At 72.3% G+C, this 24,690-nt stretch carries 25 protein-coding genes and 1 pseudogene; 8 read left to right on the top strand and 18 right to left on the bottom strand.

What is annotated here, in order from left to right; all coding sequences use genetic code 11:
* The first annotated feature begins 171 nt into the window (after window positions 1-171).
* From AB0P06_RS31910 to AB0P06_RS31900, 3 genes and pseudogenes are all read left to right on the top strand, one after another.
* Window positions 172-1,431, top strand: a complete 1,260-nt coding sequence (locus tag AB0P06_RS31910; protein ID WP_363613567.1) for a TerD family protein — start codon at window positions 172-174, stop codon at window positions 1,429-1,431.
* Window positions 1,432-1,607: 176 nt separating this feature from the next.
* Window positions 1,608-2,096: a GNAT family N-acetyltransferase gene (locus tag AB0P06_RS31905; RefSeq protein ID WP_363613533.1), complete on the top strand. Its 489-nt coding sequence runs from the start codon at window positions 1,608-1,610 to the stop codon at window positions 2,094-2,096.
* A gap of 31 nt (window positions 2,097-2,127) precedes the next feature.
* Window positions 2,128-2,325: pseudogene (locus tag AB0P06_RS31900) on the top strand (Uma2 family endonuclease); the annotation flags it as partial.
* A 75-nt stretch (window positions 2,326-2,400) separates the two neighbouring features.
* On the opposite strand, the gene AB0P06_RS31895 reads toward AB0P06_RS31900, so the two are convergent.
* Complete coding sequence (locus AB0P06_RS31895) at window positions 2,401-3,330, bottom strand: proline dehydrogenase family protein (protein WP_363613531.1); 930 nt, start codon at window positions 3,328-3,330, stop codon at window positions 2,401-2,403.
* A gap of 92 nt (window positions 3,331-3,422) precedes the next feature.
* Entirely contained in the window at window positions 3,423-5,051 is a 1,629-nt protein-coding gene (gene pruA / locus AB0P06_RS31890) for an L-glutamate gamma-semialdehyde dehydrogenase (protein ID WP_363613529.1), read from the bottom strand.
* Between the two features lie 298 nt (window positions 5,052-5,349).
* On the opposite strand from pruA, the gene AB0P06_RS31885 reads away from it, so the two are divergent.
* Window positions 5,350-6,954, top strand: a complete 1,605-nt coding sequence (locus AB0P06_RS31885; RefSeq protein WP_363613527.1) for a helix-turn-helix domain-containing protein — start codon at window positions 5,350-5,352, stop codon at window positions 6,952-6,954.
* Between the two features lie 61 nt (window positions 6,955-7,015).
* On the opposite strand, the gene AB0P06_RS31880 is transcribed toward AB0P06_RS31885, so the two are convergent.
* Together AB0P06_RS31880 and AB0P06_RS31875 are read right to left on the bottom strand one after the other, a co-directional pair.
* Complete coding sequence (locus tag AB0P06_RS31880; protein ID WP_363613525.1) at window positions 7,016-8,497, bottom strand: alkaline phosphatase PhoX; 1,482 nt, start codon at window positions 8,495-8,497, stop codon at window positions 7,016-7,018.
* A 264-nt stretch (window positions 8,498-8,761) separates the two neighbouring features.
* A complete protein-coding gene (locus tag AB0P06_RS31875; RefSeq protein ID WP_363613523.1) occupies window positions 8,762-9,913 on the bottom strand; it encodes a hypothetical protein in 1,152 nt (383 codons plus the stop codon).
* Between the two features lie 363 nt (window positions 9,914-10,276).
* On the opposite strand from AB0P06_RS31875, the gene AB0P06_RS31870 reads away from it, so the two are divergent.
* Window positions 10,277-10,720, top strand: coding sequence for a VOC family protein (locus AB0P06_RS31870; RefSeq protein WP_363613521.1), 444 nt, complete (start codon window positions 10,277-10,279; stop codon window positions 10,718-10,720).
* Between the two features lie 98 nt (window positions 10,721-10,818).
* On the opposite strand, the gene AB0P06_RS31865 is transcribed toward AB0P06_RS31870, so the two are convergent.
* Window positions 10,819-12,444, bottom strand: a complete 1,626-nt coding sequence (locus tag AB0P06_RS31865; protein ID WP_363613519.1) for a hypothetical protein — start codon at window positions 12,442-12,444, stop codon at window positions 10,819-10,821.
* A 365-nt stretch (window positions 12,445-12,809) separates the two neighbouring features.
* Here AB0P06_RS31865 and AB0P06_RS31860 point away from each other — a divergent pair, with 365 nt between their 5' ends.
* Window positions 12,810-14,132 carry an MFS transporter gene (locus AB0P06_RS31860; protein WP_363613517.1) on the top strand — a complete coding sequence of 441 codons (1,323 nt, stop codon included), beginning with the start codon at window positions 12,810-12,812 and terminating at the stop codon, window positions 14,130-14,132.
* On the opposite strand, the gene AB0P06_RS31855 is transcribed toward AB0P06_RS31860, so the two are convergent.
* The 9 genes from AB0P06_RS31855 to AB0P06_RS31815 form a co-directional block, all read right to left on the bottom strand.
* Window positions 14,129-14,788, bottom strand: coding sequence for a Uma2 family endonuclease (locus tag AB0P06_RS31855; RefSeq protein WP_363613515.1), 660 nt, complete (start codon window positions 14,786-14,788; stop codon window positions 14,129-14,131). The two genes, AB0P06_RS31860 and AB0P06_RS31855, sit on opposite strands and share 4 nt — an antisense overlap.
* A gap of 144 nt (window positions 14,789-14,932) precedes the next feature.
* Window positions 14,933-15,352, bottom strand: a complete 420-nt coding sequence (locus AB0P06_RS31850) for a metal-sulfur cluster assembly factor (RefSeq protein WP_363613513.1) — start codon at window positions 15,350-15,352, stop codon at window positions 14,933-14,935.
* A gap of 22 nt (window positions 15,353-15,374) precedes the next feature.
* On the bottom strand, window positions 15,375-15,827 hold the full coding sequence (gene sufU / locus AB0P06_RS31845; protein ID WP_363613511.1) for a Fe-S cluster assembly sulfur transfer protein SufU: 453 nt from the start codon (window positions 15,825-15,827) through the stop codon (window positions 15,375-15,377).
* 18 nt (window positions 15,828-15,845) lie between these two features.
* Window positions 15,846-17,105 carry a cysteine desulfurase gene (locus tag AB0P06_RS31840; RefSeq protein WP_363613509.1) on the bottom strand — a complete coding sequence of 420 codons (1,260 nt, stop codon included), beginning with the start codon at window positions 17,103-17,105 and terminating at the stop codon, window positions 15,846-15,848.
* Window positions 17,102-17,866, bottom strand: coding sequence for a Fe-S cluster assembly ATPase SufC (gene sufC / locus AB0P06_RS31835; protein ID WP_363613507.1), 765 nt, complete (start codon window positions 17,864-17,866; stop codon window positions 17,102-17,104). Before sufC ends, AB0P06_RS31840 begins: the two co-directional genes overlap by 4 nt.
* A gap of 6 nt (window positions 17,867-17,872) precedes the next feature.
* Entirely contained in the window at window positions 17,873-18,190 is a 318-nt protein-coding gene (locus tag AB0P06_RS31830) for a bifunctional 3-phenylpropionate/cinnamic acid dioxygenase ferredoxin subunit (protein WP_188303622.1), read from the bottom strand.
* Entirely contained in the window at window positions 18,190-19,422 is a 1,233-nt protein-coding gene (sufD, locus tag AB0P06_RS31825) for a Fe-S cluster assembly protein SufD (protein WP_363613505.1), read from the bottom strand. Before sufD ends, AB0P06_RS31830 begins: the two co-directional genes overlap by 1 nt.
* A 58-nt stretch (window positions 19,423-19,480) precedes the next feature.
* Window positions 19,481-20,896, bottom strand: coding sequence for a Fe-S cluster assembly protein SufB (gene sufB / locus AB0P06_RS31820; RefSeq protein ID WP_363613503.1), 1,416 nt, complete (start codon window positions 20,894-20,896; stop codon window positions 19,481-19,483).
* A gap of 9 nt (window positions 20,897-20,905) precedes the next feature.
* Window positions 20,906-21,748 carry a helix-turn-helix domain-containing protein gene (locus AB0P06_RS31815; RefSeq protein WP_363613501.1) on the bottom strand — a complete coding sequence of 281 codons (843 nt, stop codon included), beginning with the start codon at window positions 21,746-21,748 and terminating at the stop codon, window positions 20,906-20,908.
* 164 nt (window positions 21,749-21,912) lie between these two features.
* On the opposite strand from AB0P06_RS31815, the gene AB0P06_RS31810 reads away from it, so the two are divergent.
* Complete coding sequence (locus AB0P06_RS31810; protein WP_363613499.1) at window positions 21,913-22,839, top strand: ABC transporter ATP-binding protein; 927 nt, start codon at window positions 21,913-21,915, stop codon at window positions 22,837-22,839.
* 50 nt (window positions 22,840-22,889) lie between these two features.
* Window positions 22,890-23,609, top strand: coding sequence for an ABC transporter permease (locus AB0P06_RS31805; RefSeq protein ID WP_363613565.1), 720 nt, complete (start codon window positions 22,890-22,892; stop codon window positions 23,607-23,609).
* A gap of 88 nt (window positions 23,610-23,697) precedes the next feature.
* On the opposite strand, the gene AB0P06_RS31800 is transcribed toward AB0P06_RS31805, so the two are convergent.
* The 4 genes from AB0P06_RS31800 to AB0P06_RS31785 form a co-directional block, all read right to left on the bottom strand.
* Window positions 23,698-23,982 (bottom strand): hypothetical protein, encoded by a 285-nt coding sequence (locus tag AB0P06_RS31800; protein WP_363613497.1) that lies wholly within the window; start codon window positions 23,980-23,982, stop codon window positions 23,698-23,700.
* Window positions 23,979-24,227, bottom strand: a complete 249-nt coding sequence (locus AB0P06_RS31795; protein WP_363613495.1) for a hypothetical protein — start codon at window positions 24,225-24,227, stop codon at window positions 23,979-23,981. Before AB0P06_RS31795 ends, AB0P06_RS31800 begins: the two co-directional genes overlap by 4 nt.
* Complete coding sequence (locus tag AB0P06_RS31790; protein ID WP_363613493.1) at window positions 24,215-24,472, bottom strand: hypothetical protein; 258 nt, start codon at window positions 24,470-24,472, stop codon at window positions 24,215-24,217. Before AB0P06_RS31790 ends, AB0P06_RS31795 begins: the two co-directional genes overlap by 13 nt.
* Window positions 24,469-24,690: ATP-binding protein (locus AB0P06_RS31785; protein WP_363613491.1), on the bottom strand; the 222-nt coding region annotated here is incomplete at its 5' end. The genes AB0P06_RS31790 and AB0P06_RS31785, both read right to left, overlap by 4 nt.

Below are 24,690 nucleotides of genomic sequence, written 5' to 3'. Positions count from 1 at the left end.
TCCACCGAACCAGCACCCGGCCGCGATCCGACAATCCGACAGGTCACGGCCCTTCTCGGGCTCGTCCCGGCAACCCCGTTCGTTACTGTGGGTACCAATCGGCACAGGGGCCCCGACTCGGGCCCCGAACGCCGTGCCACCGCATCCGAGGAGGAGTTCGTGTCCACGGTCCTGACCCAAGGCGGCAACGCCCCGCTGACCGCCGCGCGGGTGACCGTCGAGGTCACCGCACCCAAGGCGCTGGACGTCTCCGGCCTGTTGCTGACCGACGCCGGAAAGGTCCGCTCGGACGCCGACTTCGTGTTCTTCAACGCCCCCGACGGCCCCGGTGTGACCCACCGCCCGGCCGGCGGCGGCACCCCGGACGCCATCACCATCGACACCGGCGCCGTCCCGGCCGGCATCACCAAGGTCGTGGTGACGGCCAGCCCCGACGAGGCCGGCGCCACCTTCGCGGGCATCGAGCCGACCGCGACCGTCCGCGACGCCGACACCGGCCAGGTGCTGGTCACCTTCACCCCGCCGGCGCTGGGCCGCGAGACCGCGCTGATCGTGGTCGAGGTCTACCAGCGGGGCGGCGCCTGGAAGGTCCGCGCGGTCGGCCAGGGTTACGCCAACGGCCTGGCCGGCATCGCCACCGACTTCGGCGTCAACGTCGAGGACGAGCCCGCGCCGGTCACCGCCGCGCCCGTCGCCGCACCGCCCGTCGCGCCCCCCGCACCGCCCGTCGCGCCGCCCATGGCCCCGCTGCCGGCCGCCCCGCCGATGCCGCAGACCGCTCCCCCGGTACCCCCGGCCCCGCCCGCGCCCCCGGCCCCGCCCGCGCCCCCGGCGCCCCCCGCGCCCTCGCTCACCAAGATCACCCTGGACAAGGGCCGGGTGAACCTCACCAAGGGCGGCTCGGTCTCCCTGGAGAAGAACGGCAAGCCCTTCCTCTCCTCCGTCCGGATGGGCCTCGGCTGGGAGCCCGCCGGCCGCGGCCGCAGCATCGACCTCGACGCCTCCTGCATCGCCTTCGACGGCAAGCGCGAGAAGCTGGAGACGGCCTGGTTCATGAAGCTGTCCGTCTTCAAGGGCGCCATCGCCCACTCCGGCGACAACCTCACCGGCGAGGGCGGCGGCGACGACGAGTCGATCACCGTCCACCTCGACGGCCTGCCGCCGGAGGTCTGCGGCCTGGTGTTCGTGGTGAACTCCTTCTCCGGCCAGAAGTTCACCGACGTCAAGAACGCCTACTGCCGCCTGGTGGACGCCGGTTCCGGCCAGGAGCTGGTCCGCTTCGACCTCACCCACGCCGAGCCGCACACCGGTGTGGTGATGTGCAAGCTGGTCCGCCAGTACTCCGGCGAATGGGTGATGACCGCCATCGGCGAGTACGTCGACGCCAAGACCGCCCGCGCCATGGTCAAGCCCGCCGCCGCGATGCTCTGAGCAGGCTCCCCCCGCGCGTCGTCCGGCCCGCCCCCGAAGCCCCTTTCCCGGGCACCGGGGGCGGGCCGCCGTCCAGGGCCGTCGTCCAGGACCACCGCCCAGGACCACCGCCCAGGGCCGCCGCGCCGGGCGCAAAACCGGTGGCGGCGCCGCCACCCGGCCGTCATCCTGTCCGGATGCTGATCAGGGAAGCCACCACCGAGGACTGGCCGGCCATCTGGCCCTTCTTCCACGCCATCGTGGCCGCCGGCGAGACCTTCACCTACCCGCTGGACCTCTCCTCCGACCAGGGCCGTGACTGGTGGCTGCTGGCCGCCCCGTACCGGACGGTGGTCGCCGTGGACGAGGCGGGCACCGTCCTCGGCACCGCCAAGATGAACCGCAACCACCTGGGCAACGGCTCGCACATCGCGAGCGCCAGCTACATGGTCGACCCGGCGCACGCCGGCCGGGGCGTCGGCCGCGCCCTCGCCGGGTACTCGCTGGAGTGGGCCCGCCGGGCCGGGTACCGGGCCATGCAGTTCAACGCGGTCGTGGCCTCGAACGAGCCCGCGGTGCGGCTGTACCGGTCCCTCGGCTTCGACATCCTCGGCACCCTCCCCGAGGGCTTCCGCCACCCGGTCCACGGCTACGTCGGCCTGCACATCATGCACCGCGCACTCTGAACCAGGCCCGAGGCCGGCCTACGACCGGGACCGGATCACCAAGCGGCACTGCTACGCCCGCGCCGCCGTCCCGCTCCACCTCCTGATCGACCGCGACAGGTCCCAGGTCAGCATCTTCAGCACGCCGCACGGCGACGAGTACACCGAAGTGCACCTCGCCCCGCTCGGCCGACCGCTCGCGCTGCCCGCCCCGTTCGGCTTCGAGCTGGACACCAAGCCGTTCCTCTGAGCACCGCCCCGCCACGCCGTACGGCCCGCACCCCCCTTCCACCGGGGGTGCGGGCCGTACGAGCACGGGAGAGCCTCAGCCGCGCGTCGCCATGGCGCGCAGGAAGAAGGTCAGGTTGGCCGGGCGCTCGGCGAGCCTGCGCATGAAGTACCCGTACCACTCCTGGCCGTACGGCAGGTACACCCGCATGGTGTTGCCCTCGGCGGCCAGCCGCAGCTGCTCCTCGGGGCGGATGCCGAAGAGCATCTGGTACTCGAAGGAGTCGCGCTTGCGGCCGTTCCACTGGGCGAGCTGCCCGGCGATCTTGATCATGTTGGGGTCGTGCGAGGCGATCATCGGGTAACCCTCGCCGGCCATCAGGACCTTCAGCGCCCGGACGTACGCCAGGTCGACCTCGTGCTTGCCCTGGAAGGCGACCGACTCCGGCTCCTTGTAGGCGCCCTTGCAGAGGCGCACCCGCGAGCCGGGGCCGCTGAACTCGCGGCAGTCGGCCTCGGTGCGGCGCAGGTAGGCCTGGAGGACGACGCCCAGCCACGGGAAGTCGGCGCGCAGCTCACGCGCGATGGCCAGGGTGGAGTCCGTGGTGGTGTGGTCCTCCATGTCGAGCGTCACCGTGGTGCCGGCCGCGGCGGCCGCCTCGCAGATCCGGCGGGCGTTCTCCAGCGCGATCTTCTCGCCGTCCACCGGGAGGAACTGGCCGACGGCCGACAGCTTCACCGACACCTCGGCACCCGCCGCGAGGCCGGTCTCCTTGAGCGCCGTGAGCAGGTGCTCGTAGGCCTCGGCGGTGCCGGCGGCCTGGGCGGCGTCCTGGGTGTCCTCACCGAGGTGGTCCAGGGTGACCTTGCGGCCGGTGGCGACCAGGTCGTCGCAGGCGGTGACGGCGTCGTCGAGGGCCTCACCGGCGACGAAGCGTTCGACTATCGCGTGGGTCGGCGGGAACTTCTCGACGACGGTGCGGACCTGCGGGGAGCGGGAGGCCGCGAGGAGGGCGGAACGGAGCATCGTGACTCCTGGAGCTGGTGCTTCTAAGGGTGGCAGAAGGAAAGCGGCGGGCGGGCCTGTGGGGTGGGCCCGCCCGCCACGTGGGCGGGCGCTCAGCCCATGTGCGGGTAGCGGTAGTCCGTCGGCGGGACGAAGGTTTCCTTGACCGAGCGGGTCGAGGTCCAGCGCGCCAGGTTCTGCTTGGCGCCGGCCTTGTCGTTGGTGCCCGAGGCCCGGCCGCCGCCGAACGGCTGCTGGCCGACGACCGCGCCGGTCGGCTTGTCGTTGATGTAGAAGTTGCCGGCCGCGAACCGCAGCTTGTGCATGGCGTCCTGGGCGGCGGCCCGGTCCTGGGCGATGATCGCGCCGGTCAGCCCGTACGAGGACACCGACTCCATCTGCGCCAGCATCTCCTCGTACTTCTCGTCCTCGTAGACGTACACCGCGAGGACCGGGCCGAAGTACTCGTCCCGGAAGTACTCGCTCGCCGGGTCCTCGCAGACCAGCACGGTCGGGCGGACGAAGTAGCCGACCGAGTCGTCGTAGGTGCCGCCGGCCAGGACCTCGACCTTCGGGTCCGCCTGGGCCCGGTCGATCGCGGCCTTGTTCTTGGCGAAGGAGCGCTCGTCGATGACGGCGGACATGAAGTTCGCCAGGTCGGTGACGTCGCCCATGGTCAGGCCCTCGACCTCGTCGCGGAACGCGTCCTTGAGGCCGGCCCAGACCGACGCCGGGACGTAGGCCCGGGAGAGCGCCGAGCACTTCTGGCCCTGGAACTCGAAGGCGCCGCGGGTCATCGCGGTCTTCAGCACGGCCGGGTCGGCGGACGGGTGGGCGACCAGGAAGTCCTTGCCGCCGGTCTCGCCGACGATCCGCGGGTAGGTGCGGTAGCCGGAGATGTTGGTGCCGACCTCGCGCCACAGGTGCTGGAAGGTGGCGGTCGAGCCGGTGAAGTGGATGCCGGCCAGCGCGGGGTGCTTCAGCGCGACGTCCGAGACCGCCAGGCCGTCACCGGTCACCATGTTGATGACGCCCCTGGGCAGCCCGGCCTCCTCCAGCAGCTGCATCAGCAGGTGCGCGGAGAACTGCTGGGTCGGGGAGGGCTTCCAGAGCACCACGTTGCCCATCAGCGCGGGCGCGGTCGGCAGGTTGCCCGCGATGGCGGTGAAGTTGAACGGGGTGATCGCGTAGACGAAGCCCTCCAGCGGGCGGTGGTCGCTGCGGTTCCACACGCCCTCGGAGGAGAGCGGCTGCTCGGCCATGATCTGGCGGGCGAAGTGCACGTTGAAGCGCAGGAAGTCGACCAGTTCGCAGGGGGTGTCGATCTCGGCCTGCTGCGCGGTCTTGGACTGGCCGAGCATGGTGGCGGCGGCCAGGGTCTCGCGCCAGGGGCCGGCCAGCAGGTCGGCGGCCTTGAGGAAGATCGCGGCGCGGGAGTCGAAGGAGAGCGCCTGCCAGGCCGGGGCGGCGGCCAGGGCAGCGTCGATGGCGTCCTGCGCGTCGGCCTGGGTGGCGTTGCGCAGCGTACCGAGCCTCGCCGCGTGGTTGTGCGGCTGGACGACGTGGATCTCGGTGCCGCCGCCGAGGCGGCGCTCACCGTTGATCGTCATGGTCAGCTGGACCGGCTCCTGGCCGCCCAGCTCCTTCAGCCTGGCCTCCAGACGGGCCCGTTCGGGGCTGCCCGGGGCGTAGCTGTGGACCGGCTCGTTCACCGGCGCGGGGACCTGGGTCACAGCATCCATGAGCGCACGCTCTCCTTCGGTTCGCGGGGGGATGCCGACGCGGGTCGCGCGTCGGCCACAGCACGAACGCTATTCCTGCCCGGCGGCCCACTTGATTGGCCGGGCGGCTAAAGTCCCCCGTACGGCGTTGTCCGGCCCGACGAAGGGATCACGGGGCGGTCACGGTTGTCCCCTGGTCAGCGCCCCGGCCACCGCGTCGGCTGCCCGGCGCCGGCCGGTCCGGCGGCCCGGCTCCCGGTTTCGTCCGCCCGGCTAAAATCGTCCGTACACCGTTGTCCGCGTGGATGAAGGAGGCCCGGTGTCCCAGCCCCTCGGCCTCCCGCTCCGGCAACTGCTGATGTCCCTCGGCGAGCCGCTGGTCGAACTCCAGGCCGCCCCCCAGGGGTTGGACGTACCGGTCCGCGACGTGGTGATCCTCGACCCGGAGGACCCGCCGGTCGCCGCACCGGGCGAGCTGGTCCTCGCCATCGGCGCCCGCGGCCGGGCCGCGCTGCCGGCCCTGCGCGCGGCCGGCCGGGCCGGCGCGGCGGCGGTGGCCGTCAAGCTGGACGGCCCCGGCCAGGCGGACGCGCTGCGCGAGGCGGCCACCGAGGCGGGCGTCGCGCTGCTCTCGGTCCGCCGCGAGACCCGCTGGGAGCACCTGGACTCGCTCGCCCGCGCGATCATCGCCGGGCCGGACGCACCGGACGGGCCGGGCGCCCCCGAGCACAACGCGGGCGACCTCTTCTCGCTCGCCCAGACCGTCGCCGTGCTCACCAACGGCATCGTCTCGATCGAGGACACCTCCAGCCGGGTGCTGGCCTACTCCCGTTCCTCCGACTCCGACGAGGTGGACGACCTCCGGCGGCTCTCCATCCTCGGCTGGCAGGGGCCCGAGCCGTACCTCTCCAAGCTCCGCGAGTGGGGCATCTTCCAGCATCTGCGCAGCTCGGACACGGCGATCGCGGTCGACCCGCACCCGGAGCTGGGCCTGCGCCGCCGGCTCGCGATCGGCATCCGGGCCGGGGCGCAGCCGCTCGGCACCATCTGGGTGCAGGAGGGCGCCCAGCCGCTCGCGCCGCTCGCCGAGCAGGCGCTGGTCGGCGCGGCCCGGGTGGCGGCGGCGCAGCTGGTGCGACGGCGCCGGGAGCTGTCGGCGGACGTCCGGCTGACCCGGACCCTGCTCACCGGGCTGCTGGAGGGCTCGACCGGCCCGCAGTCCCTGGCCACCCATCTGGGCCTGGACCTGCGCCGCCCGGCCACCGTCCTGGCGTACAGCGCGCACACCACGGAGGCCCTCACCCGGGCCGAGGTGACCGGTCTGATCTCGGTGCACACCGCCGCCCGGCACCGGGCCGCGCTGCTCGCGCCGATCGAGTCCCGGGTGTACGTGCTGCTGCCCGAGCTGCCGGCCGGCCTGCCGATGACGACGGTCCGGGACTGGGCGCGGGGGGTGGTCGAGGCCGCCCGGGAGCACCTGGGCGTGCCGCTGCGGGCGGCGATCGGCTCGACGGTGGACGGCCTGGCCCAGGTGCCCGAGTCCCGTGCGCAGGCGGATCGCATCCTGGACGCGATGGGCCGCGGCGGGGTGGACCTGGAGGTCGCGGCGCTGATCGACGTCCAGGCGGAGGTGCTGGTCAGCGAGATGCTGGCGCTGCTGCAGGAGCGGAGCGGCCTGCGTGACCCGCGGCTGACGGCGCTGGCCGGGTACGACCGCCGGCACGGCACCCGGCTCGCCGAGTCGGTGCTGGCCTGGCTGGACGCGCTCGGCGAGGTCCGGGTCGCCGCGGACGCCCTGCACATCCACCCCAACACCCTGCGCTACCGGGTGCGCCGGGCCGAGCAGTTGACCGGCATCGACCTGACCCAGCCGCAGCAGCGGCTGCTGGCGATGCTGCAACTGCGGCTGCCCGCGGACGACTGAAGACAACTGAAGACGACTGAAGGGGCCCGCCGGAGCGGACCCCTTCCCGTCACACCTCGGGTCAGGCGCCGTAGCCCTGGCCGCGCTTGTGCTCGTTCAGCCGGTGCCAGGGGCCGGTGATGGCCAGCTGGATGCCCGGCACCTGGATGTTGGCGAACAGCGTCTTGCCGTCGTCCGAGAAGGTCACCCCGGTGAACTCGCTGAACTCGGGCTTCTCGGCGGTGCCGATGTTCAGCTCGTTGCGGGCGATCGGGTAGGTCAGCCCGTCCTCGGTGGCGCCGAACAGGTGCGAGACGCCCTCGCCGTCCTCGGCGATCACGATGCCGCCGTAGGGCGAGACGGTGATGTTGTCCGGGCCGTCGTAGTTGTCGTGGTCGCCGAACACGTCGGTGTTGACGCCGAGCAGCACCTTCAGGGTGATGGTGCGGCGGGCCGGGTTGAAGAACCAGACCTGGCCGTCGTGCTGAACGGGGCTCTCCGACCGGGCGAAGGAGGAGACGAAGTAGAAGCCGCCGTCACCCCACCACATGCCCTCCAGCTTGCGGGCGCGGGTGACCTCGCCGTCCTTGAACTGCTTGCGGACGGAGACCGTACGGGCGTCGCGGTCCTCGACCTTGACCCAGTCCACGCCGTAGGTGGTGCCCACCTTGGTGGCGCGCGACAGGTCGTCGATGAACTTGCCCTGCGAGTCGAAGACCTTGAAGGCCTCCAGCACACCGGCGTCGGCGGCGAGCTTGCGCAGCTGGTAGCGGCCGTGCTTGAAACCGGCCGGCGGGGTCCAGCGGAACAGCAGGCCGTTGGGGTTGGAGGCGTCCTCGGTCAGGTAGACCTGGCCGCGCTTGGGGTCGACGACGACGGCCTCGTGCGCGTAGCGGCCGAAGGCCTTCACCGGCTGCGGGTTCTGGTTGTACTCGTCGTCGAACGGGTCGACCTCGAAGATGTAGCCGTGGTCCTTGGTGAAGCCGTTCTTGCCGGCCTTGTCCTCGGTCTCCTCGCCCGACAGCCAGGTGCCCCACGGGGTCACGCCACCGGCGCAGTTGGTGGAGGTGCCGGCGATGCCGACCCACTGCTCGACCTTGCCGTTGGCCTTGGCGTGCACGATGGTGCAGCCGCCGGCCGCGCCCGGGTCGTAGACGTGGCCCTCGGTCAGCGGCACCGGGTACGGCCAGTTGGCGCGGGCGCCGCTCAGCTCGTGGTTGACGACCAGCAGGTTGCCGCCGCGCTCGTCCTCGAAGGCGGAGGTGCCGTCGTGGTTGCTGGGGGTGAACTCGCCGGTGCGCAGCTTGGTGACGCCGGTCCGGTTCACGACGGTGTACTTGAAGCCCTTGGGCAGCGAGAGCAGGTTCTGCGGGTCCTGGACCAGCGGACCGTAACCGACGGCGGCACGCTCGGCGTCGGCGGTCGCGGCGGCCTGCACCTCGCCGCCCACCGGGGCGGCGATCGCGCCGGGGGCGCTGGCCAGGGCCTCGGCGCTGCCGGCGATCAGAACGCCGGCCCCGACGAGGGTGGAACGGTTGACGAAGTCCCGGCGGGACAGCGACATGGCAGTCACTCCTGAGGGGTGGGCCGCCGACCGGGACGGTGCCCGGTGCGTGGCGTACGAGTTGTCGAGGCAGACCGTCGACGCCCAGCAGACTCCGCCGCCCCGGTGAACTCCCGGTGACGTGGACACCTCGTCGGGGTGGTCATTTGCGGACCGTATGCCAATCCATGACCGCCCCTTTGCCGTCCTGCCGCCGGGCATCCCGCCTGCCACACCTCCCGGCCGCACCTCCCGGCCGCACCTCCCGGCCGCACCACCCCCCGGCTACCTCCCCGCCCGCGCCGACCGCCACTGCTCCCAGGCCGACAGCCACAGCTGCTCCTCGATCCGCCGCTGCTCCTCCCGGTCGAACGGGTCTCCCCCGCCCGGCCGGTTCCGCCAGAGCTGCTCCCACGCCCGCTGCGCCGGCAGGCTCGCCACCTCGCTGGCGAACACCGTGTACCGGATGACCTCCTCGACGGCGGCCTGCCCCTCCGGCGTGCCGACCACCCACTGGGTCTGCCGGGAGAGCCGGTTGAGGTGGTTGACCATCGCCGTCACCGCCGCGACCGCCTCCTCCCGGGTCTCCGTGGCGAGCCGCATCTGCTGGCGCACCGCGGCCTCCCAGCGCAGCGCGCCGTTCTCCCCGCGCAGCCCGCGCGGCAGCCGCGGCGTACGCCCCGCCCGGACCTGCGCCTCGACGGCGGCGGACTCCCTGATGCTGTGCTCGATCACCGCCCGGTGCGCCTCCAGCCCGACGGCGGGGGCGAGGTCGCGCTCCTCCACCGGCACATGGCGGCCGCGCCGGGAGGCGAGGGCGCGCAGCAGCCCGGTCCGGCCGAGCAGGTACCGCTCGAAGTCCCCGATCCGGGCCAGTTCGACGCCGCCGGGCGGCACCCCCCGCCCGCAGACCGTGACGGTCAGCCCGTCCACCCGCAGCCGGGCCGCCCAGACCGGGCCGGTGCCGGGCGCGTCCGGGCGGTGCCAGAGTTCGCGCCGGTCCTCGTGCAGTTCCACCGCGCGGGGCTCGCCCTCCACGGTGATCCACTCGCGCAGCGCCCGGACCCGGCCCGGGCCCTCGCCCTCGTCGACGCCGAGCTGCTCGTAGACCCGGTCGCGCTCGTCCTCGACCACGTCCTCCAGCTCCGGCAGCCGGCCGCGGTTCTCGGCGCCGGGCCGGTAGGTGCGCACGGTGACGTACGGGCCGTCGGCGCTGGTCCGGTCGCCGGAGTGGACCTCGACCCAGCACAGCTCGCCGTCGGCGGTCTCGAACGCGGCCAGCGCGTCACCGTCCCGGCCGGCCCCGGCCGCCACCCCGTACACCGGGAAGTCCGCCGCGGCGAGGGTGCGGCGCGCGAACTCCTCCTGGTCGGCGAGCCGCTCCTCCTGGCCGCGCGGGTCCGTCCCGCGCGGGCCGTGGCCGACCTGACCACCCACCGCGGGACCACCCACCGCAGGACCGCCCGCCGCGGAACCGCCCGCCGCGGAACCGCCCATCGCAGGACCGCCCGCCGCGGTCCCGCCCCCGAAGGGTCCGCCCCCGGCGGAGCCGTCCGCCCGGGGGCCGTTCTGCTCCTGGGGCCTGCCGCCGCTCTCCCGCATCATGCTGTGCCGCACCCCCGAGTCCTCGCCGCCCTCGCGCCGCCTCGGGAAACGATACGTGGCCGGTACCTGCCGGGTCATCAGCTCCCGCTGCACGCCCGGCTGATCGGCCCGGACGACCGGCCCGGACGACCGGCCCGACCGGGGGCGGACGGGCAGGGCGGGGCCGTGTCAGTCGCCCTGCCTACGCTGTCGGGCATGACAGCGAACAGCAACGTTCCGGCCCGGATCAGCATCGTCACCCTCGGGGTGAGTGATCTCGACCGCAGCACCCGCTTCTACGAAGGCCTCGGCTGGAAGCGGTCGTCCGTCTCCAGCCCGGAGATCGTCTGGTTCCGCACCGCCGACTCCGTGCTCGGCCTCTTCCCGCACGACGAGCTGGCCGCCGACGCGGGCGTGCCCGCCACCGGCGAGCCGGCCTTCCGCGGCGTCACCCTCGCGGTGAACCTGGAGTCCCCCGAGCTGGTGGACGCCGCTCTGCGGACGGCCGTCGAGGCGGGCGCCGGCGTGGTCAAGCCGCCGGCCACGACCAGCTGGGGCGGCTACTCCGGCTACTTCGAGGACCCGGACGGGCACCTCTGGGAGCTGGCCCACAACCCGTTCTTCCCCTTCGCCGAGGACGGCTCGCTCGACCTCCCGTAGGGCGTGTCCGACGGTTCCCGCCGCATGCGCGAACCGTCGGACACGTCCTGGGGCCCGTCCGGGCCCGGGCTCACCGCCCCGGGCTCACCGCCCCGGGCTCACTTCTTCGACCGCGCCTTGAAGGCCGCCTTGCGGGCCTCCTTGGCCACCGCCCGGTCGAGGTGCAGCTCGCCGACGGCCTCCAGCACGTCCGCCGTGTACGGGTGGTCGACCCGCCAGAGCTCGCCGAAGTAACTCGCCGGATTGTCCGTCACCGGCAGCCCGGCGATCAGCTCGCGCAGCAGCTCCGCGTCGCCGCCGCTGTCCAGCAGCTGGGCGGCGAAGGTGTCGACCACCGTCCACAGCACCATCGCCCGTTCCGGCGTCGGCACGTCCGCCGCCCCGATGGAGGCCAGCCAGGCGCGGGCTCCGCCGCCCAGCTCCGGGTCGTCCAGCACCTCCCGGACGGCGGGCTCGGCGGCCCCGCCGAGCATGGTCAGCGCCAGCTGGCAGAGCATCCGGCGCAGCGGAGCGTACGTGTCGTCGCCGCGCGCCGCCGCGAGCAGTTCGCGCGCCGCCTCGACCGGCTCCCGGCCGGTGACCCAGACCCGCAGCTCCTCCTCGGGCAGCACATTGGCCGCCTCGCAGACCGTCCGCAGCAGCTCGACGGCGTCGCCCTGGGCCAGCTCGCCGACCAGCGGCGCGTCGTACCCGTCCTCCAGCAGCCACTGCCGGATCCCGTACTGGCCGAGTGGGGTGAGCCGGACCAGGCCGAAGCGCGCGGACTCCTCCTCGTCCAGCGGCTCCTCCCCGGCCGGGGCGCCGCCCTCCGGCTCCTCCTCGTCGAACAGCTCCGGGTCGATCGGGCGGTAGTCCAGCAGGCCCAGCTCGGCGAGGTCGCCGAGCATCGGGTCCAGGGTGACCATCACATCGGTGATGTCGCCGAGCAGTTCCTCGCTCGGCTCCTCGCCCTCCGGCACGACCAGCAGCGCGGCCAGCACGCCCAGCGGCACGGTCTCACTGCCCGGGTCGGCGAAGGCGGTGGTCTCGTACAGCACCTGGAGCGCCTCGTCGAGCAGTTCGGCGGCCTCGTCCCGGGCCTCCTCGACCTGCGTCAGCCGGTCCTCGTCCTCCTCTGCCTCGCCCTCGCCCTCGGCCCCTTCCTCCTCCGGCAGCGAGTCCGCCTCCGCGGCCAGCTCCCGGACGATCCCGGCGGCCGTCAGCCAGAGCTCCAGGACGGTCTCCGCGTCCCCCTGCTCGGCGGGCTCCAGATCCGGCCCCGGGACGGCGACGTGCTCGCCCTCGGCGGTGGTGCCGATCTCGACCAGGTCCAGGTCGCACGCCAGCGACCAGGCCCGCATCGCCTCGACCACGGCCTCCTCCGGTACCTCCCCCTCCTCGGGGGCGAGGCCGAGCAGCCGGGCCGCCGGCGCCCGGTCCGGGCCGGTGAGGTCGCCGAACTCGTCCACCGCCCGGTGCGGGGCGGTCCAGCGGGCCAGCGTCAGCGCGTACCCGAACATCGGGACGGCCTTGGCCTGCTCGGCCAGCTCCTCCTCGGACGGCAGCTTCACCGGCGGTACCAGCACGGCAGCGTCGTCGAGGTCCTCGTCGTCCATCCCGTGCGCGGCGAACGCCCCGTAGAGGTCCTCCAGCTCCAGGTCGGCGGGCAGTACCGCCTCGCCCGGCCCCTCACCCGGCGCACCCGCCGACGAAACCCCAGCGTTCTTACGACGTCGTCCGGCCATCGTTGCGCGTTCTCCCTACAGCCAGCAGTCGGTCGATCAGTGCCCGGCCCGAACGGATGAGCTCCGTGTGCCGGTCCATCACCTCAGCGTATAGGCCTGGCAGCGCCGACGCCCGGCCCCAAGGGGCGCGCGCCGCAACAGTGCGCCCACCCCTTATCCTTCGAATCAGTACCGCGCACACCCCGCGCGGACCACCGGGCGACGAAGCCCTTTTCCCTCCTCGCCCGGCACCGGGCAGGAGGGGCCCACGCTCACCCGCTCCACCAGGGAGCCCCGCACCGAGGCCACCACCACAGCGCCGCAGGACGGGCGCACCGGCACACCCAGCCGACCCCGGTGGTGCCCGGCCACAGGAGATCCCTGCCATGGCGGACCTCTCCCCCGCCGGCTCCGGCCTGCGCACCGCGCAGTTCGACGGACGCCGACTGTCGGAGGCCCTGCTTCCCCTGGAGCTCGCGCCCCGCACCCAGCTCCAGCTCTCCGCGATCAGCCGCTGGAACGCGCTGCGCGGGATACGCGTCGGCCTTGTCGCCGCCGCCCTGCTCCTCATGCTGATCGGCGCCAATCTGGCCACGCCGATCTACCCCCTGCTCCAGCAGCGGCTCGCGCTGACCCCGCTCGACACCACCGTCCTGTTCACGGTGTACGTGTTCGCGCTGGTCCCGGTGCTCGCCGTGGTCGGCCACTGGTCGGACCACCTCGGCCGACGGGCGCTGATCCTGCCCGCCGTGACCCTGGCCGCCGCCGGTGACGTGGTCTTCGCCACCTCCGGCAGCTTCTGGCAGCTGGCCCTCGGCCGGACCGTCCAGGGCATCGCGGTGGGCCTGTCCACCGGCGCCGCCGGAGCGGCCCTCGGCGACCTGCTGCCCGACCGGCCGACCCTCGCCGCCAAACTCACCCTGGCCTGTTCCGCCGGCGGCGTCGCGCTCGGCCCGGTCGTCGGCGCACTGCTGGCCGACGGCTCCGACCCGCTGCTGACGCCCTTCCTGCTGCACGCCGTCGCCCTGCTGGCGCTCTGTGTGCCGCTCGCCCTCGTCCACCCCAGGATGCCCGGCCGCCGCCGCCCTCCGGCCTCCCCGCCGCGCATCACCACCCCGGCCCACCTACGCCCGCAGCGGCTCGCCCTGCCGGCCTCCGGCCGTCGCGAGTTCCTGCTGGCCTCCGGCGCCGGCTTCGTCTCGTACGCCGTCTTCGGTGTCTACCTCAGCCTGGCCCCGGCCTTCTCCGCCAAGCTGCTGCACACCGACTCGCACCTGGTCGGTGCCGTGGTGGCGGCCCTGCTGCTCGGCTCCTCGGCCGCCGCCCAGCTGCTCGTCCCGCCGACCGCCGACCGGCTGGTCGTCGCCCTCGGCATGGCCGGCCTCGCCGCCGGGCTCGGCCTGGTCGTCGCCGCCCAGTACACCGGCACCCCCGCGCTGCTCTTCATCGGCAGCGTCCTCGGCGGCGCCTGCCAGGGCATCGCCTTCCGCTCGCTCTTCACCACCGCCGTCGCCGCGATGAACCCCGAACGCCGGGGCTCCGAACTCAGCTCCCTCTGGGTCATCGTCTACCTCGGCAGCTCCCTCCCCATCGTCGCCGTCGGCGCCCTCGTCCAGCGCTACGGCCTCCTCCCCGCCACCAGCGGCTTCACCGCCCTGGCCGCCGCACTCTGCCTCGCCCTGGCCCTGGCGGTGGCCCGCAAACGCTAGTCGGACCAGGGATCCCGGCGGTCCGTCGGGATCTCGAACCGGAACGGCTCGGGCAATGAGACCGTTTCACCGAACTTCCAGGTCTCGAGCACACCGTACGTACCGGCCCCGCGGTCCGGCTCACCGAACAGCGTGATGCCGGGCCGCTCGGGGTCACGGTCGACCAGGAGGTAGTGCGGCACACCGCCCCGGGCGTACCCGTTCCACTTGGTGGCCTGCATCCGTCGGCTGAGCACCGGCTCCCGGTCGTTGTAGGCATTGGAGGGAGAGGTCACCTCCACCACCAGGTTCACCTGCTGCGGGTACAGGTGACGTACGTCCTCGGCGCAGCCGTGGTCGACGGTGTCCCGGTGCAGGACGACCAGGTCCGGGACATAGCCGTCGCCGATCTCGACCAGGTCGACGTTGACGCCCTGGACCACCCGCCAGGGGAACGAGGGGTCGGTGAACTCCGCGTAGTCCACCGCGCGCTGGATGTTGGAGAGAATCACCGCATGCGTGAACACCGGCGCAGGCGACACGACGAACTCCCCTCCGATCACCTCGACCCGTGTGCCGTCCTCCGGGATCCGCAGATACGCGGCAAGCTCGTCCCGGACCCACATGGCGTACGGCGAGTCGGGCAACGTCCACCGTCCGGACGCAACCACGGACATCACATCGCTCCCTTCACGGTCGCAGGGCCAGCGTGACCACCCACTCGCAGATATACCACCGCCGCGTGACACATTCCCCCGAAGGGGAGCGTCACGCGGCAGTGGGTTGACGAGCGGCGTCCGTCAGACGTTGAAGCCCGTCCGTCAGACGTTGAAGCCGAGGGCGCGGAGCTGCTCGCGGCCGTCGTCGGTGATCTTGTCCGGGCCCCACGGCGGCATCCAGACCCAGTTGATGCGCAGGTCCTGGACGAGGCCGTCGGTGGCGGACTTGGCCTGGTCCTCGATGACGTCGGTCAGCGGGCAGGCCGCCGAGGTGAGCGTCATGTCGATGGTGGCCACGTCGGACTCGTCGATGTGGATCCCGTAGATCAGGCCCAGGTTGACGACGTCGATGCCCAGTTCGGGGTCGACGACGTCCATCAGGGCCTCGGTCAGGTCCTCGACGGAGACGGTGCCGGCGGTGGTGCCGGCGATGAGGCCCTGGCCCTCCTCCGCAGCGGGGGAAGCGGGTGCGCCGGTGGTGCCGGCGATGTCGGTGGTGTCGGTGGTGTCGGTGTCACTCATGGTTCTGTCCTCCTCTGCGGTGTCAGTCGTTGACGGCGGGTTGCCCGGCGAGCGCCTTGGCGGTGGCGTCCTTCCAGGCCATCCAGCTGAGCAGGGCGCACTTGACCCGGGCCGGGTACTTGGAGACACCGGCGAACGCGACCGCGTCCTCCAGCACCTCCTCGTCGCCCTCGCCCTGGCCCTTGCTCTGCATCAGCTCCAGGAACGCCTCCTGGACGGCCTGCGCCTCGCCGACGGTCTTGCCGACCACCAGGTCGTTCAGCACCGAGGCGCTGGCCTGGCTGATGGAACAGCCCTGTGACTCGTAGGAGACGTCCGCGACCGTGGCGCCGTCGAGCCGCACCCGCAGGGTGATCTCGTCACCGCAGGTCGGGTTGACGTGGTGCACCTCGGCGTCGCCGTCCCGCAGCCCCTTGCCGTGGGGGTTGCGGTAGTGGTCCAGGATGATGTCCTGGTACATCGAGTCGAGCTTCATGTGGTGGGCCCAGTCCCGTCAGCCGAAGAAGTTCCGGACGTGGTGCAGACCGTCGATCAGCGCGTCGACCTCGCCCGGCGTCGAGTACAGATAGAACGACGCCCGCGTGGTCGCCGGAATTCCGTACCGCAGGCAGACCGGCCGCGCGCAGTGGTGGCCGACGCGCACGGCGATGCCCTGCTCGTCCAGCACCTGGCCCACGTCGTGCGGGTGGATGTCGCCGAGCGTGAAGGAGATCGCGGCGCCCCGGTCCACGGCCGTGCGCGGACCGATGATCCGCAGGTCGGGGACCTCCAGCAGGCGCTCCACCGCGTACTCGGTGATGGCGTGCTCGTGCGCGGCGATCTTCTCCATGCCGATGCCCGACAGGTAGTCGATGGCCGCCCCGAGCCCGACCGCCTGCGCGATCGGCGGGGTGCCCGCCTCGAACTTGTGCGGCGCCGGGGCATAGGTGGACGAGCCCATCGTGACGGTCTCGATCATCTCGCCGCCGCCCAGGAACGGCGGGAGGTCCTCCAGCAGCTCCTGGCGGCCCCAGAGCACGCCGATGCCGGTCGGGGCCAGCATCTTGTGGCCGGTGAAGGCGACGAAGTCGGCCTCCAGCGCCTGCACGTCCAGCACCATGTGCGGCGCGGCCTGCGAGGCGTCGATGACGACCAGCGCGCCGACCGACTGGGCCTTGCGCACGATGGTCTCGACCGGGTTGACGGTGCCCAGCAGGTTGGAGACCAGGGTGAACGAGACCACCTTGGTCTTCTCGGTGATCAGCTCGTCGATGTTCGACAGGTCGAGCCGGCCCTCGTCGGTCAGCCCGAACCACTTCAGCTTCGCGCCGGTGCGCTGCGAGAGCAGCTGCCACGGGACGATGTTGGAGTGGTGCTCCATCTCCGTGATGACGATCTCGGAGTCGGCGTCCACCCGGTAGGGCTCGTCGGCCCAGCCGAGCATGTTGGCGACCAGGTTGAGCGACTCCGAGGCGTTCTTGGTGAAGATCACCTCGTTGCGGCTGGGCGCGTTGACGAACGCCGCGACCTTGTCGCGGGCGCCCTCGTACAGCGCCGTGGCCTCCTCGGCCAGCACGTGCACCCCGCGGTGCACATTGGCGTTGTGCTGCTCGTAGTAGGCGGTCAGGGCTTCCAGCACCTGGCGCGGCTTCTGCGAGGTGGCCGCGTTGTCCAGGTAGACCAGCGGCTTGTCGCCGTGCAGCACGCGCTGCAGGACCGGGAAGTCCTTGCGGATCGCGTCGGTGTCGAGCAGGCCCGACAGGGGGTTGGTCACTCGGAAGCGCCGCCCTTCACGTAAGCCTCGTAGCCCTCGTTCTCCAGCTTGTCGGCCAGCTCCGCGCCGCCGGACTCGACGATGCGGCCGGCCGCGAAGACGTGGACGTAGTCGGGCTTGATGTACCGCAGGATGCGGGTGTAGTGCGTGACCAGCAGGGTGCCGACCTCGCCGGTCGAGCGGACCCGGTTGATGCCCTCGGAGACGACCCGCAGCGCGTCGACGTCCAGGCCGGAGTCGGTCTCGTCGAGGATCGCGATCTTCGGCTTGAGCAGCTCCAGCTGGAGGATCTCGTGGCGCTTCTTCTCGCCGCCGGAGAAGCCCTCGTTGACGTTGCGCTCGGCGAAGGCCGGGTCCATCTGGAGGGCGGCCATCGCCTCCTTGACCTCCTTCACCCAGGTGCGCAGCTTCGGGGCCTCGCCGCGGACGGCGGTGGCGGCGGTCCGCAGGAAGTTGCTGACCGAGACGCCCGGGACCTCGACCGGGTACTGCATGGCCAGGAAGACGCCGGCCCGGGCGCGCTCGTCGACGGACATCTCCAGGACGTCCTCGCCGTCCAGCAGCACCGAGCCGCTGGTGACGGTGTACTTCGGGTGACCGGCCAGCGAGTACGCGAGGGTGGACTTGCCGGAGCCGTTCGGACCCATGATCGCGTGGGTCTCGCCCTGCTTCACGGTCAGGTCCACGCCCTTCAGGATCTCCCGGGGGCCGTTCTCGGCCTCGACGGAGACGTGCAGGTCGCGGATTTCAAGGGTTGCCATGTGTACTCAGGACTCCTGGTTGACGGAGACGAGCACATCGTCCCCTTCGATCTTTACGGGGTAGACAGCGACCGGCTTGGTGGCGGGCAGGCCGGAGGGCTTGCCGGTGCGCAGGTCGAAGCTGGAGCCGTGCAGCCAGCACTCGATCATGCAGTCCTCGACCTCGCCCTCCGAGAGCGAGACGTTCGCGTGCGAGCAGGTGTCGTTGATCGCGAACACCCCCTCGTCGGTACGGACGATGGAGACCGGCACACCGTTGAGGTCGACGCGCTTGGGCACGTCCTCCTGCAGGTCGCTCAGCGCGCAGGCACGCAGGAAACTCATCAGACCGCCGCTTCCAGCTCGGCCTCGATCTTCTCCATCAGCTGGTCCTGGATCTCGGCGACGCCGATCTGCTGGACCAGCTCGGCGAAGAAGCCGCGGACGACCAGGCGGCGGGCCTCGCCGGCCGGGATGCCGCGGGCCTGCAGGTAGAAGAGCTGCTCGTCGTCGAAGCGGCCGGTCGCGGAGGCGTGGCCGGCGCCGACGATCTCGCCGGTCTCGATCTCCAGGTTGGGGATGGAGTCGACCCGGGCGCCGTCGGTGAGCACCAGGTTGCGGTTGTGCTCGTAGGTGTCGGTGCCCTCGGCGGCGGCGCGGATCAGCACGTCGCCGACCCAGACGGCGTGCGCGTCCTGGCCCTGCAGCGCGCCCTTGTACACCACGTTGGAGCGGCAGTGCGGGGTGTCGTGGTCGATGACCAGACGGTGCTCCAGGTGCTGGCCGGCGTCGGCGAAGTAGAGGCCGAAGAGTTCGGCCTCGCCGCCGGGCGCGGCGTACCTGACCCGCGGGTGGATGCGGACCAGGTCGCCGCCGAAGGTGACGACCACGGACTTCAGCGAGGCGTCCCGGCCGATCAGGGCGGTCTGCTGGGCGGCGTGCACCGCGTCCCGGTCCCAGTCCTGGACGGAGACGAAGGTGAGCTTGGCGCCGTCGCCGACCAGCAGCTCGACGTTGGCCGCGCGGGTGCCGGTGCCGGTGTGGTTGATCACGACCACGGCCTCGGCGAACGGCTTGACGTCGATCACCACGTGGGCGAAGCGGGTGCCGCCCTCGCCGTGCACGTCGATCTTCACCGGCTCGGTGAGCACCGTCTCCTTGGGGACGGTGACCACGAGCGCCTGCTCGAAGCCGCTGAACGCCTGCGCCGCGACCCGGTCGACCGGCTTGCCCGCCTTGCCCAGGCGGGCGTCGTCGCGGCCGACGGTCTCGGCGGTGACGCCGTCCGGCAGGCTCAGCTCGACCTTGTCCTCGCCCTGGGCGGCCTGCGCCGCGGAGCCGTCGTGCAGGCCGCCCAGCCGGTGCAGCGGGGTGAAGCGCCAGTCCTCCTCGCGGCCGGTCGGCACCGGGAAGTCGCCGACCTCGTACGAGGGCTCGACGGCGACGCGGGCGTCGATCGGCTGCTGGACGGTGGCGCGGCCGGTGCCGGGGCCGGCGAGCTGCGCGCCCGCGCCGGCCGTACCGACCTCGATCGAACCGGCGGTGGTGGAGCCGGTGGGGGTGTTGACGTCAGCCATGGCTGTCGTGGTGCTCTCTTCCTCAAAAAGTGCGGACTGGACTGCGTGCGGCCGTTCGTCAGCCGACGGAGCCCTCCATCTGCAGCTCGATCAGCCGGTTCAGCTCCAGCGCGTACTCCATCGGCAGCTCGCGGGCGATCGGCTCGACGAAGCCGCGGACGATCATCGCCATCGCCTCGAACTCGGTCATGCCCCGGCTCATCAGGTAGAACAGCTGGTCCTCGCTGACCTTGGAGACCGTCGCCTCGTGGCCCATGGACACGTCGTCCTCGCGGACGTCCACGTACGGGTAGGTGTCCGAGCGGGAGATGGTGTCGACCAGCAACGCGTCGCAGAGCACGTTGGACTTGGCGCCCTTGGAGCCCTCGCCGATCTCGATCAGGCCGCGGTAGGAGGTGCGGCCGCCGCCTCGCGCCACCGACTTGGAGACGATGTTGGAGGAGGTGTTCGGCGCCATGTGGACCATCTTGGCGCCGGCGTCCTGGTGCTGGCCCTCGCCGGCGAAGGCGATCGACAGGGTCTCGCCCTTGGCGTGCTCGCCCATCAGGTAGACGGCCGGGTACTTCATGGTGACCTTGGAGCCGATGTTGCCGTCGACCCACTCCATGGTCGCGCCCTCGTACGCCACGGCGCGCTTGGTGACCAGGTTGTAGACGTTGTTCGACCAGTTCTGGATGGTCGTGTAGCGGCAGCGGCCGCCCTTCTTGACGATGATCTCGACGACCGCGGAGTGCAGCGAGTCGGAGGAGTAGATCGGCGCGGTGCAGCCCTCGACGTAGTGGACGTAGGCGTCCTCGTCGACGATGATCAGCGTCCGCTCGAACTGGCCCATGTTCTCGGTGTTGATCCGGAAGTAGGCCTGGAGCGGGATGTCGACGTGGACACCCTTCGGCACGTAGATGAAGGACCCGCCGGACCAGACCGCCGTGTTCAGCGCGGCGAACTTGTTGTCACCGGCCGGGATGACGGTGCCGAAGTACTCCTTGAAGATCTCCGGGTGCTCGCGCAGCGCGGTGTCGGTGTCCAGGAAGATGACGCCCTGCTGCTCCAGGTCCTCGCGGATCTGGTGGTAGACGACCTCGGACTCGTACTGCGCGGCGACACCGGCGACCAGGCGCTGCTTCTCCGCCTCCGGGATGCCCAGCCTGTCGTAGGTCGCCTTGATGTCCGCGGGCAGGTCCTCCCAGGACTCGGCCTGCTTCTCGGTGGAGCGGACGAAGTACTTGATGTTGTCGAAGTCGATGCCGGAGAGGTCGGAGCCCCAGGTCGGCATGGGCTTCTTGCCGAACAGCTTCAGGCCCTTGAGACGCAGGTTGAGCATCCACTCGGACTCGTTCTTCTTCGCCGAGATGTCGCGGACGACGTCCTCGCTGAGCCCTCGCTTGGCGGTGGCACCGGCGGTGTCCGGGTCCGCCCAGCCGTACTCGTAGGTGCCCAGGCCTTCGAGCTCCGGGTGCGAAACGGTGTCAGTCATGCGAGCTTCCTAACGCGCGGACGCTGAATCTTCGGTGGACGTACCGGCAGTCGGCACTGCATCGGAGTCCTCGCCTGCGGTACGCGGGGTGGACGACGATGCGGCACCGGGTGCCGGCACATAGGTGGTGCAGACCCCGTCGCCGTGGGCGATGGTGGCCAGTCGTTGCACATGGGTGCCCAGGAGCCGGGAGAAGACCTCGGTCTCCGCCTCGCAGAGCTGGGGGAACTGCTCGGCGATGTGCGCGACCGGGCAGTGGTGCTGGCAGAGCTGGGCGCCCGCCGGGGCCTTGGCCGCGGCCGACGGGACCCGCCGCACCGTGGCAGCGTACCCGTCCGCGCTCAGCGCCTGGGCGAGCGCCTCGGTACGCTCGCCGGCCGCCGCCTGCCGCAGGGCTTCGAGATACTTCTCGCCCTGCTTGCCGAACCGGGCCCGGGCGAAGGCGGCGACCGCCTCCTCGCCCGCCTTGCCGCCGCCCACCGAGTCGGCGATCCAGCGCAGCGCGTCGGCCGCGAGCTGGTCGTACGCCTGGTAGAAGGCGTCCCGCCCGCCGTCGGTGAGGGCGAAGACCTTGGCCGGGCGGCCCCGGCCGCGGCTGCCGTAGACCCGCTGCTCACGGGACTCGACCAGGCCGGCGGCGGTCAGGCCGTCCAGGTGGCGGCGGACGGCGGCGGTGGTCAGACCGAGCCGGTTCGCCAGGTCGGCGGCGGAGGAGGGGCCGTGGTCGAGGATCGACCGCGCGACCCGGTCCCGGGTGGCGCGGTGGCCGTCCAGCAGCGCCTCGGCCGCCGTCGCGGGCACGGCGCAGCCGGGGGCCGTCTCGGCCTCCTGGTGCGTGGTGTGCTCGCGCATGTTTTTCACAACACCAGTGTTGCGTAATTACTTCCGTCGGGACAAGCCGTGACCGATGCCTCATCGGTGGCATCTGTCACGCAGGTAAGCCTTACCTGGCCTGGAAAAACGATCAAAGAGGCCGCCGTCGGGGTGCGGCGTGCGCGCCTCTTACACTCGCCGGTATGCACTCCGGACCCGCGGTCCAGATCACCGGGCTGGTCAAGCGCTACGGCGCGAAGACCGCGGTGGACGGTCTCGACCTCACCCTCGCACGCGGCGCCATCACCGCCGTCCTCGGCCCCAACGGCGCCGGCAAGACCACCACCATCGAGACCTGCGAGGGCTACCGCCGCCCGGACGCCGGCACCGTCCGCGTCCTCGGCCTCGACCCGGTCGCCCAGAGCGCGCGGCTGCGGCCCCGGATCGGCGTGATGCTGCAGTCCGGCGGCGTCTACGCGGGCGCGCGCGCCGTCGAGATGCTCCGGCACACCGCGAAGCTGCACGCCCACCCGCTGGACGTGGACGCCCTGGTCGAACGCCTCGGCCTCGGCTCCTGCGGCCGCACCACCTACCGCCGGCTCTCCGGCGGCCAGCAGCAGCGCCTCGCCCTCGCCATGGCCGTGGTCGGCCGCCCCGAACTCGTCTTCCTGGACGAGCCCACCGCGGGCCTCGACCCGCAGGCCCGCCGCGCCACCTGGGACCTGGTCCGCGACCTGCGCCGGGACGGCGTGACCGTGGTCGTCACCACGCACCACATGGACGAGGCCGAGCAGCTCGCCGACCAGGTCGCGATCGTCGACCGGGGCCGGGTCATCGCCACCGGCACCCCCGACGAGCTCTGCCGCGGCGGCGCCGAGAGCAGCCTGCGCTTCGACGGCCCGCCCGGCCTCGACCTCGCCACCCTGCTCAAGGAACTGCCGGACGGCGCGACCGCCGCCGAGACCGCCCCCGGCAGCTACCGCGTGGAGGCCCCCGTCGATCCGCAGCTGCTGGCCACCGTCACCGGCTGGTGCGCCGCCACCGGCATCCTCCCCGAGCGCCTCACCGTGCAGCGGCGCAGCCTCGAAGACGTCTTCCTCGACCTGACCGGACGGGACCTCCGCTCGTGACCACGACCACCGACTACTCGCCGCGGCCGGGCGCCGCCCCCGTCGGCCGGATGCTGCTCGCCCAGACCGCCTTCGAGACGAAGATGCTGCTGCGCAACGGTGAGCAGCTGCTGCTCACCGTGATCATCCCGACCGTGCTGCTGGTGCTGTTCTCCTCGGTGGACATCGTCGCGGTGGACGGCCCCGGCAAGCGGGTCGACTTCCTGGCACCCGGGCTGCTCGCGCTCGCCGTGATGTCCACCGCCTTCACCGGGCAGGCCATCGCCACCGGGTTCGAACGGCGCTACGGGGTGCTGAAGCGGCTCGGCGCCAGCCCGCTCCCCCGCTGGGCGCTGCTCACCGCCAAGACGGGCTGTGTGCTGGTCACCGAGGCGCTGCAGGTAGCGCTGCTCTCGGTGATCGCCCTCGCCCTCGGCTGGTCCCCGCAGGGCAACCCCCTCGCCGTTCTCGCCCTCCTCGTCCTCGGCACCGCCGCCTTCTCCGGGCTCGGCCTGCTGATGGCCGGCACCCTGCGGGCCGAGGCCACGCTGGCCGCCGCCAACCTGGTCTTCATCCTGCTGCTGCTGGCCGGCGGGGTGATCGTCCCGCTGAGCAAGTTCCCGTCCGCCGTCCAGTCGGTGCTGGAACTCCTCCCGATCGCCGCCCTCTCCGACGGCCTGCGCTCGGTGCTCCAGACCGGCGCCGGCGTCCCCTGGGCCGACCTCGGCATCCTGACCGGCTGGGCCGTCCTCGCCCTGGCCGCGGCCGCCCGCTTCTTCCGCTGGGAGTGAGCGGGGGCGACGACGGGCGACCGGTCGCCGGACACAGAGCAGACGGGCCCTCGCCGCTTCGGCGAGGGCCCGTTCGCTGTCTGCGGGGTCAGGCGGGTATGCGGTGACGCCCCTGGGGGGTGGGGTTGTGGGTTTCGGGGCCGTAGCGGCCGGCCTGGCGGGCGATCCAGGCGTATTCGGCGGTGCCGTCGGGGAGTTGGCGCAGTTCCCAGCGGCCGTGGCGGGTGATCGGGGGCGGCGGGGTGGCTGCCCGTTCGCCGGGGTGCGGCATCCTCAGGGTCGCGAGGACGCCGAGGACGACGGTGGCGATCGCGAGGGCGAGGAGGGCCACGAACGCCGTGCCGATCAGGAAGTTGACGGTGCCGGGTGTCATCGGCGGATCCCGGTCACGCGGGTGCCGAGGTGGGCGGCGAGGCCGTGGAGGAGTTCCTCGGCCTGGTCGCGGGTGAGGGGGAAGGCGAGCTGTTCGCCGGGGCCGGCGGCCACGTCGAGGTCGACGGCGAGGCGGAGCTGGACGGTGGCGTCGGGGACGTGTTCGACGGTGAGGTAGGGGACGGTGGTGCGCTCGACGTGGGCCGGCTGGGTCGAGGAGGTGGCGAGGGGGATCACGACTCCCACGTTCGGCTCCCGTCGGCTTCGTGAAGCAGGTGGAGGAGGTTGAGGAGCGTGCTGACGGGCGCGTTGCCGAAGTCGATCAGGACGCGGCCGTCGACGGTGCCGTTGTGGGTGGTGGCGGAGCCCCAGAGGATGCCGTGGGGGCGGCCTCGCTCGCGGAGTTCGCCAAGGAGGGCGGTGACCTGGGCCTCGGTGTACTCGCGCATCCGGGGGTCGTCCGGAGCGAGGGGCCGGTGGCGGGCGCTCACGCGGCCGCGTCCAGCTCGAACCATACGACTTTACCGTTTTTGCGGGGCGTGGTGCCGAAGCGGTGGGTGAGCTCGCGGACCAGGTGCAGGCCCCGGCCGGACTGCGCGTAGGGGTCGGTGGGTTCGCGCGGCTCGGGCAGCACGGGGTTGTCGTCGCTGACGCAGACGCGCAGGCTGCGGCCTTCGAGGAGGAGGATGACGACGGTCGGCGCGGGGCT

Origin of the sequence: Kitasatospora sp. NPDC088351, from assembly GCF_040685575.1 — a bacterium.
Lineage (GTDB): Bacteria > Actinomycetota > Actinomycetes > Streptomycetales > Streptomycetaceae > Kitasatospora.
The sequence above is the reverse complement of the archived record's forward strand: the minus strand, read 5'-3'. Positions and strand labels throughout refer to the sequence as shown.

Coding starts and splice junctions, on each gene's coding strand:
- AB0P06_RS31905 (WP_363613533.1), top strand. CDS start 1,608: ATGCTGATCAGGGAAGCCACCACCGAGGACTGGCCGGCCATCTGGCCC.
- AB0P06_RS31895 (WP_363613531.1), bottom strand. CDS start 3,330: ATGCTCCGTTCCGCCCTCCTCGCGGCCTCCCGCTCCCCGCAGGTCCGC.
- pruA (WP_363613529.1), bottom strand. CDS start 5,051: ATGGATGCTGTGACCCAGGTCCCCGCGCCGGTGAACGAGCCGGTCCAC.
- AB0P06_RS31880 (WP_363613525.1), bottom strand. CDS start 8,497: ATGTCGCTGTCCCGCCGGGACTTCGTCAACCGTTCCACCCTCGTCGGG.
- AB0P06_RS31870 (WP_363613521.1), top strand. CDS start 10,277: ATGACAGCGAACAGCAACGTTCCGGCCCGGATCAGCATCGTCACCCTC.
- AB0P06_RS31865 (WP_363613519.1), bottom strand. CDS start 12,444: ATGGCCGGACGACGTCGTAAGAACGCTGGGGTTTCGTCGGCGGGTGCG.
- AB0P06_RS31860 (WP_363613517.1), top strand. CDS start 12,810: ATGGCGGACCTCTCCCCCGCCGGCTCCGGCCTGCGCACCGCGCAGTTC.
- AB0P06_RS31855 (WP_363613515.1), bottom strand. CDS start 14,788: ATGTCCGTGGTTGCGTCCGGACGGTGGACGTTGCCCGACTCGCCGTAC.
- AB0P06_RS31850 (WP_363613513.1), bottom strand. CDS start 15,352: ATGAGTGACACCGACACCACCGACACCACCGACATCGCCGGCACCACC.
- sufU (WP_363613511.1), bottom strand. CDS start 15,827: ATGAAGCTCGACTCGATGTACCAGGACATCATCCTGGACCACTACCGC.
- sufC (WP_363613507.1), bottom strand. CDS start 17,866: ATGGCAACCCTTGAAATCCGCGACCTGCACGTCTCCGTCGAGGCCGAG.
- AB0P06_RS31830 (WP_188303622.1), bottom strand. CDS start 18,190: ATGAGTTTCCTGCGTGCCTGCGCGCTGAGCGACCTGCAGGAGGACGTG.
- sufD (WP_363613505.1), bottom strand. CDS start 19,422: ATGGCTGACGTCAACACCCCCACCGGCTCCACCACCGCCGGTTCGATC.
- sufB (WP_363613503.1), bottom strand. CDS start 20,896: ATGACTGACACCGTTTCGCACCCGGAGCTCGAAGGCCTGGGCACCTAC.
- AB0P06_RS31815 (WP_363613501.1), bottom strand. CDS start 21,748: ATGCGCGAGCACACCACGCACCAGGAGGCCGAGACGGCCCCCGGCTGC.
- AB0P06_RS31810 (WP_363613499.1), top strand. CDS start 21,913: ATGCACTCCGGACCCGCGGTCCAGATCACCGGGCTGGTCAAGCGCTAC.
- AB0P06_RS31805 (WP_363613565.1), top strand. CDS start 22,890: ATGCTGCTCGCCCAGACCGCCTTCGAGACGAAGATGCTGCTGCGCAAC.
- AB0P06_RS31800 (WP_363613497.1), bottom strand. CDS start 23,982: ATGACACCCGGCACCGTCAACTTCCTGATCGGCACGGCGTTCGTGGCC.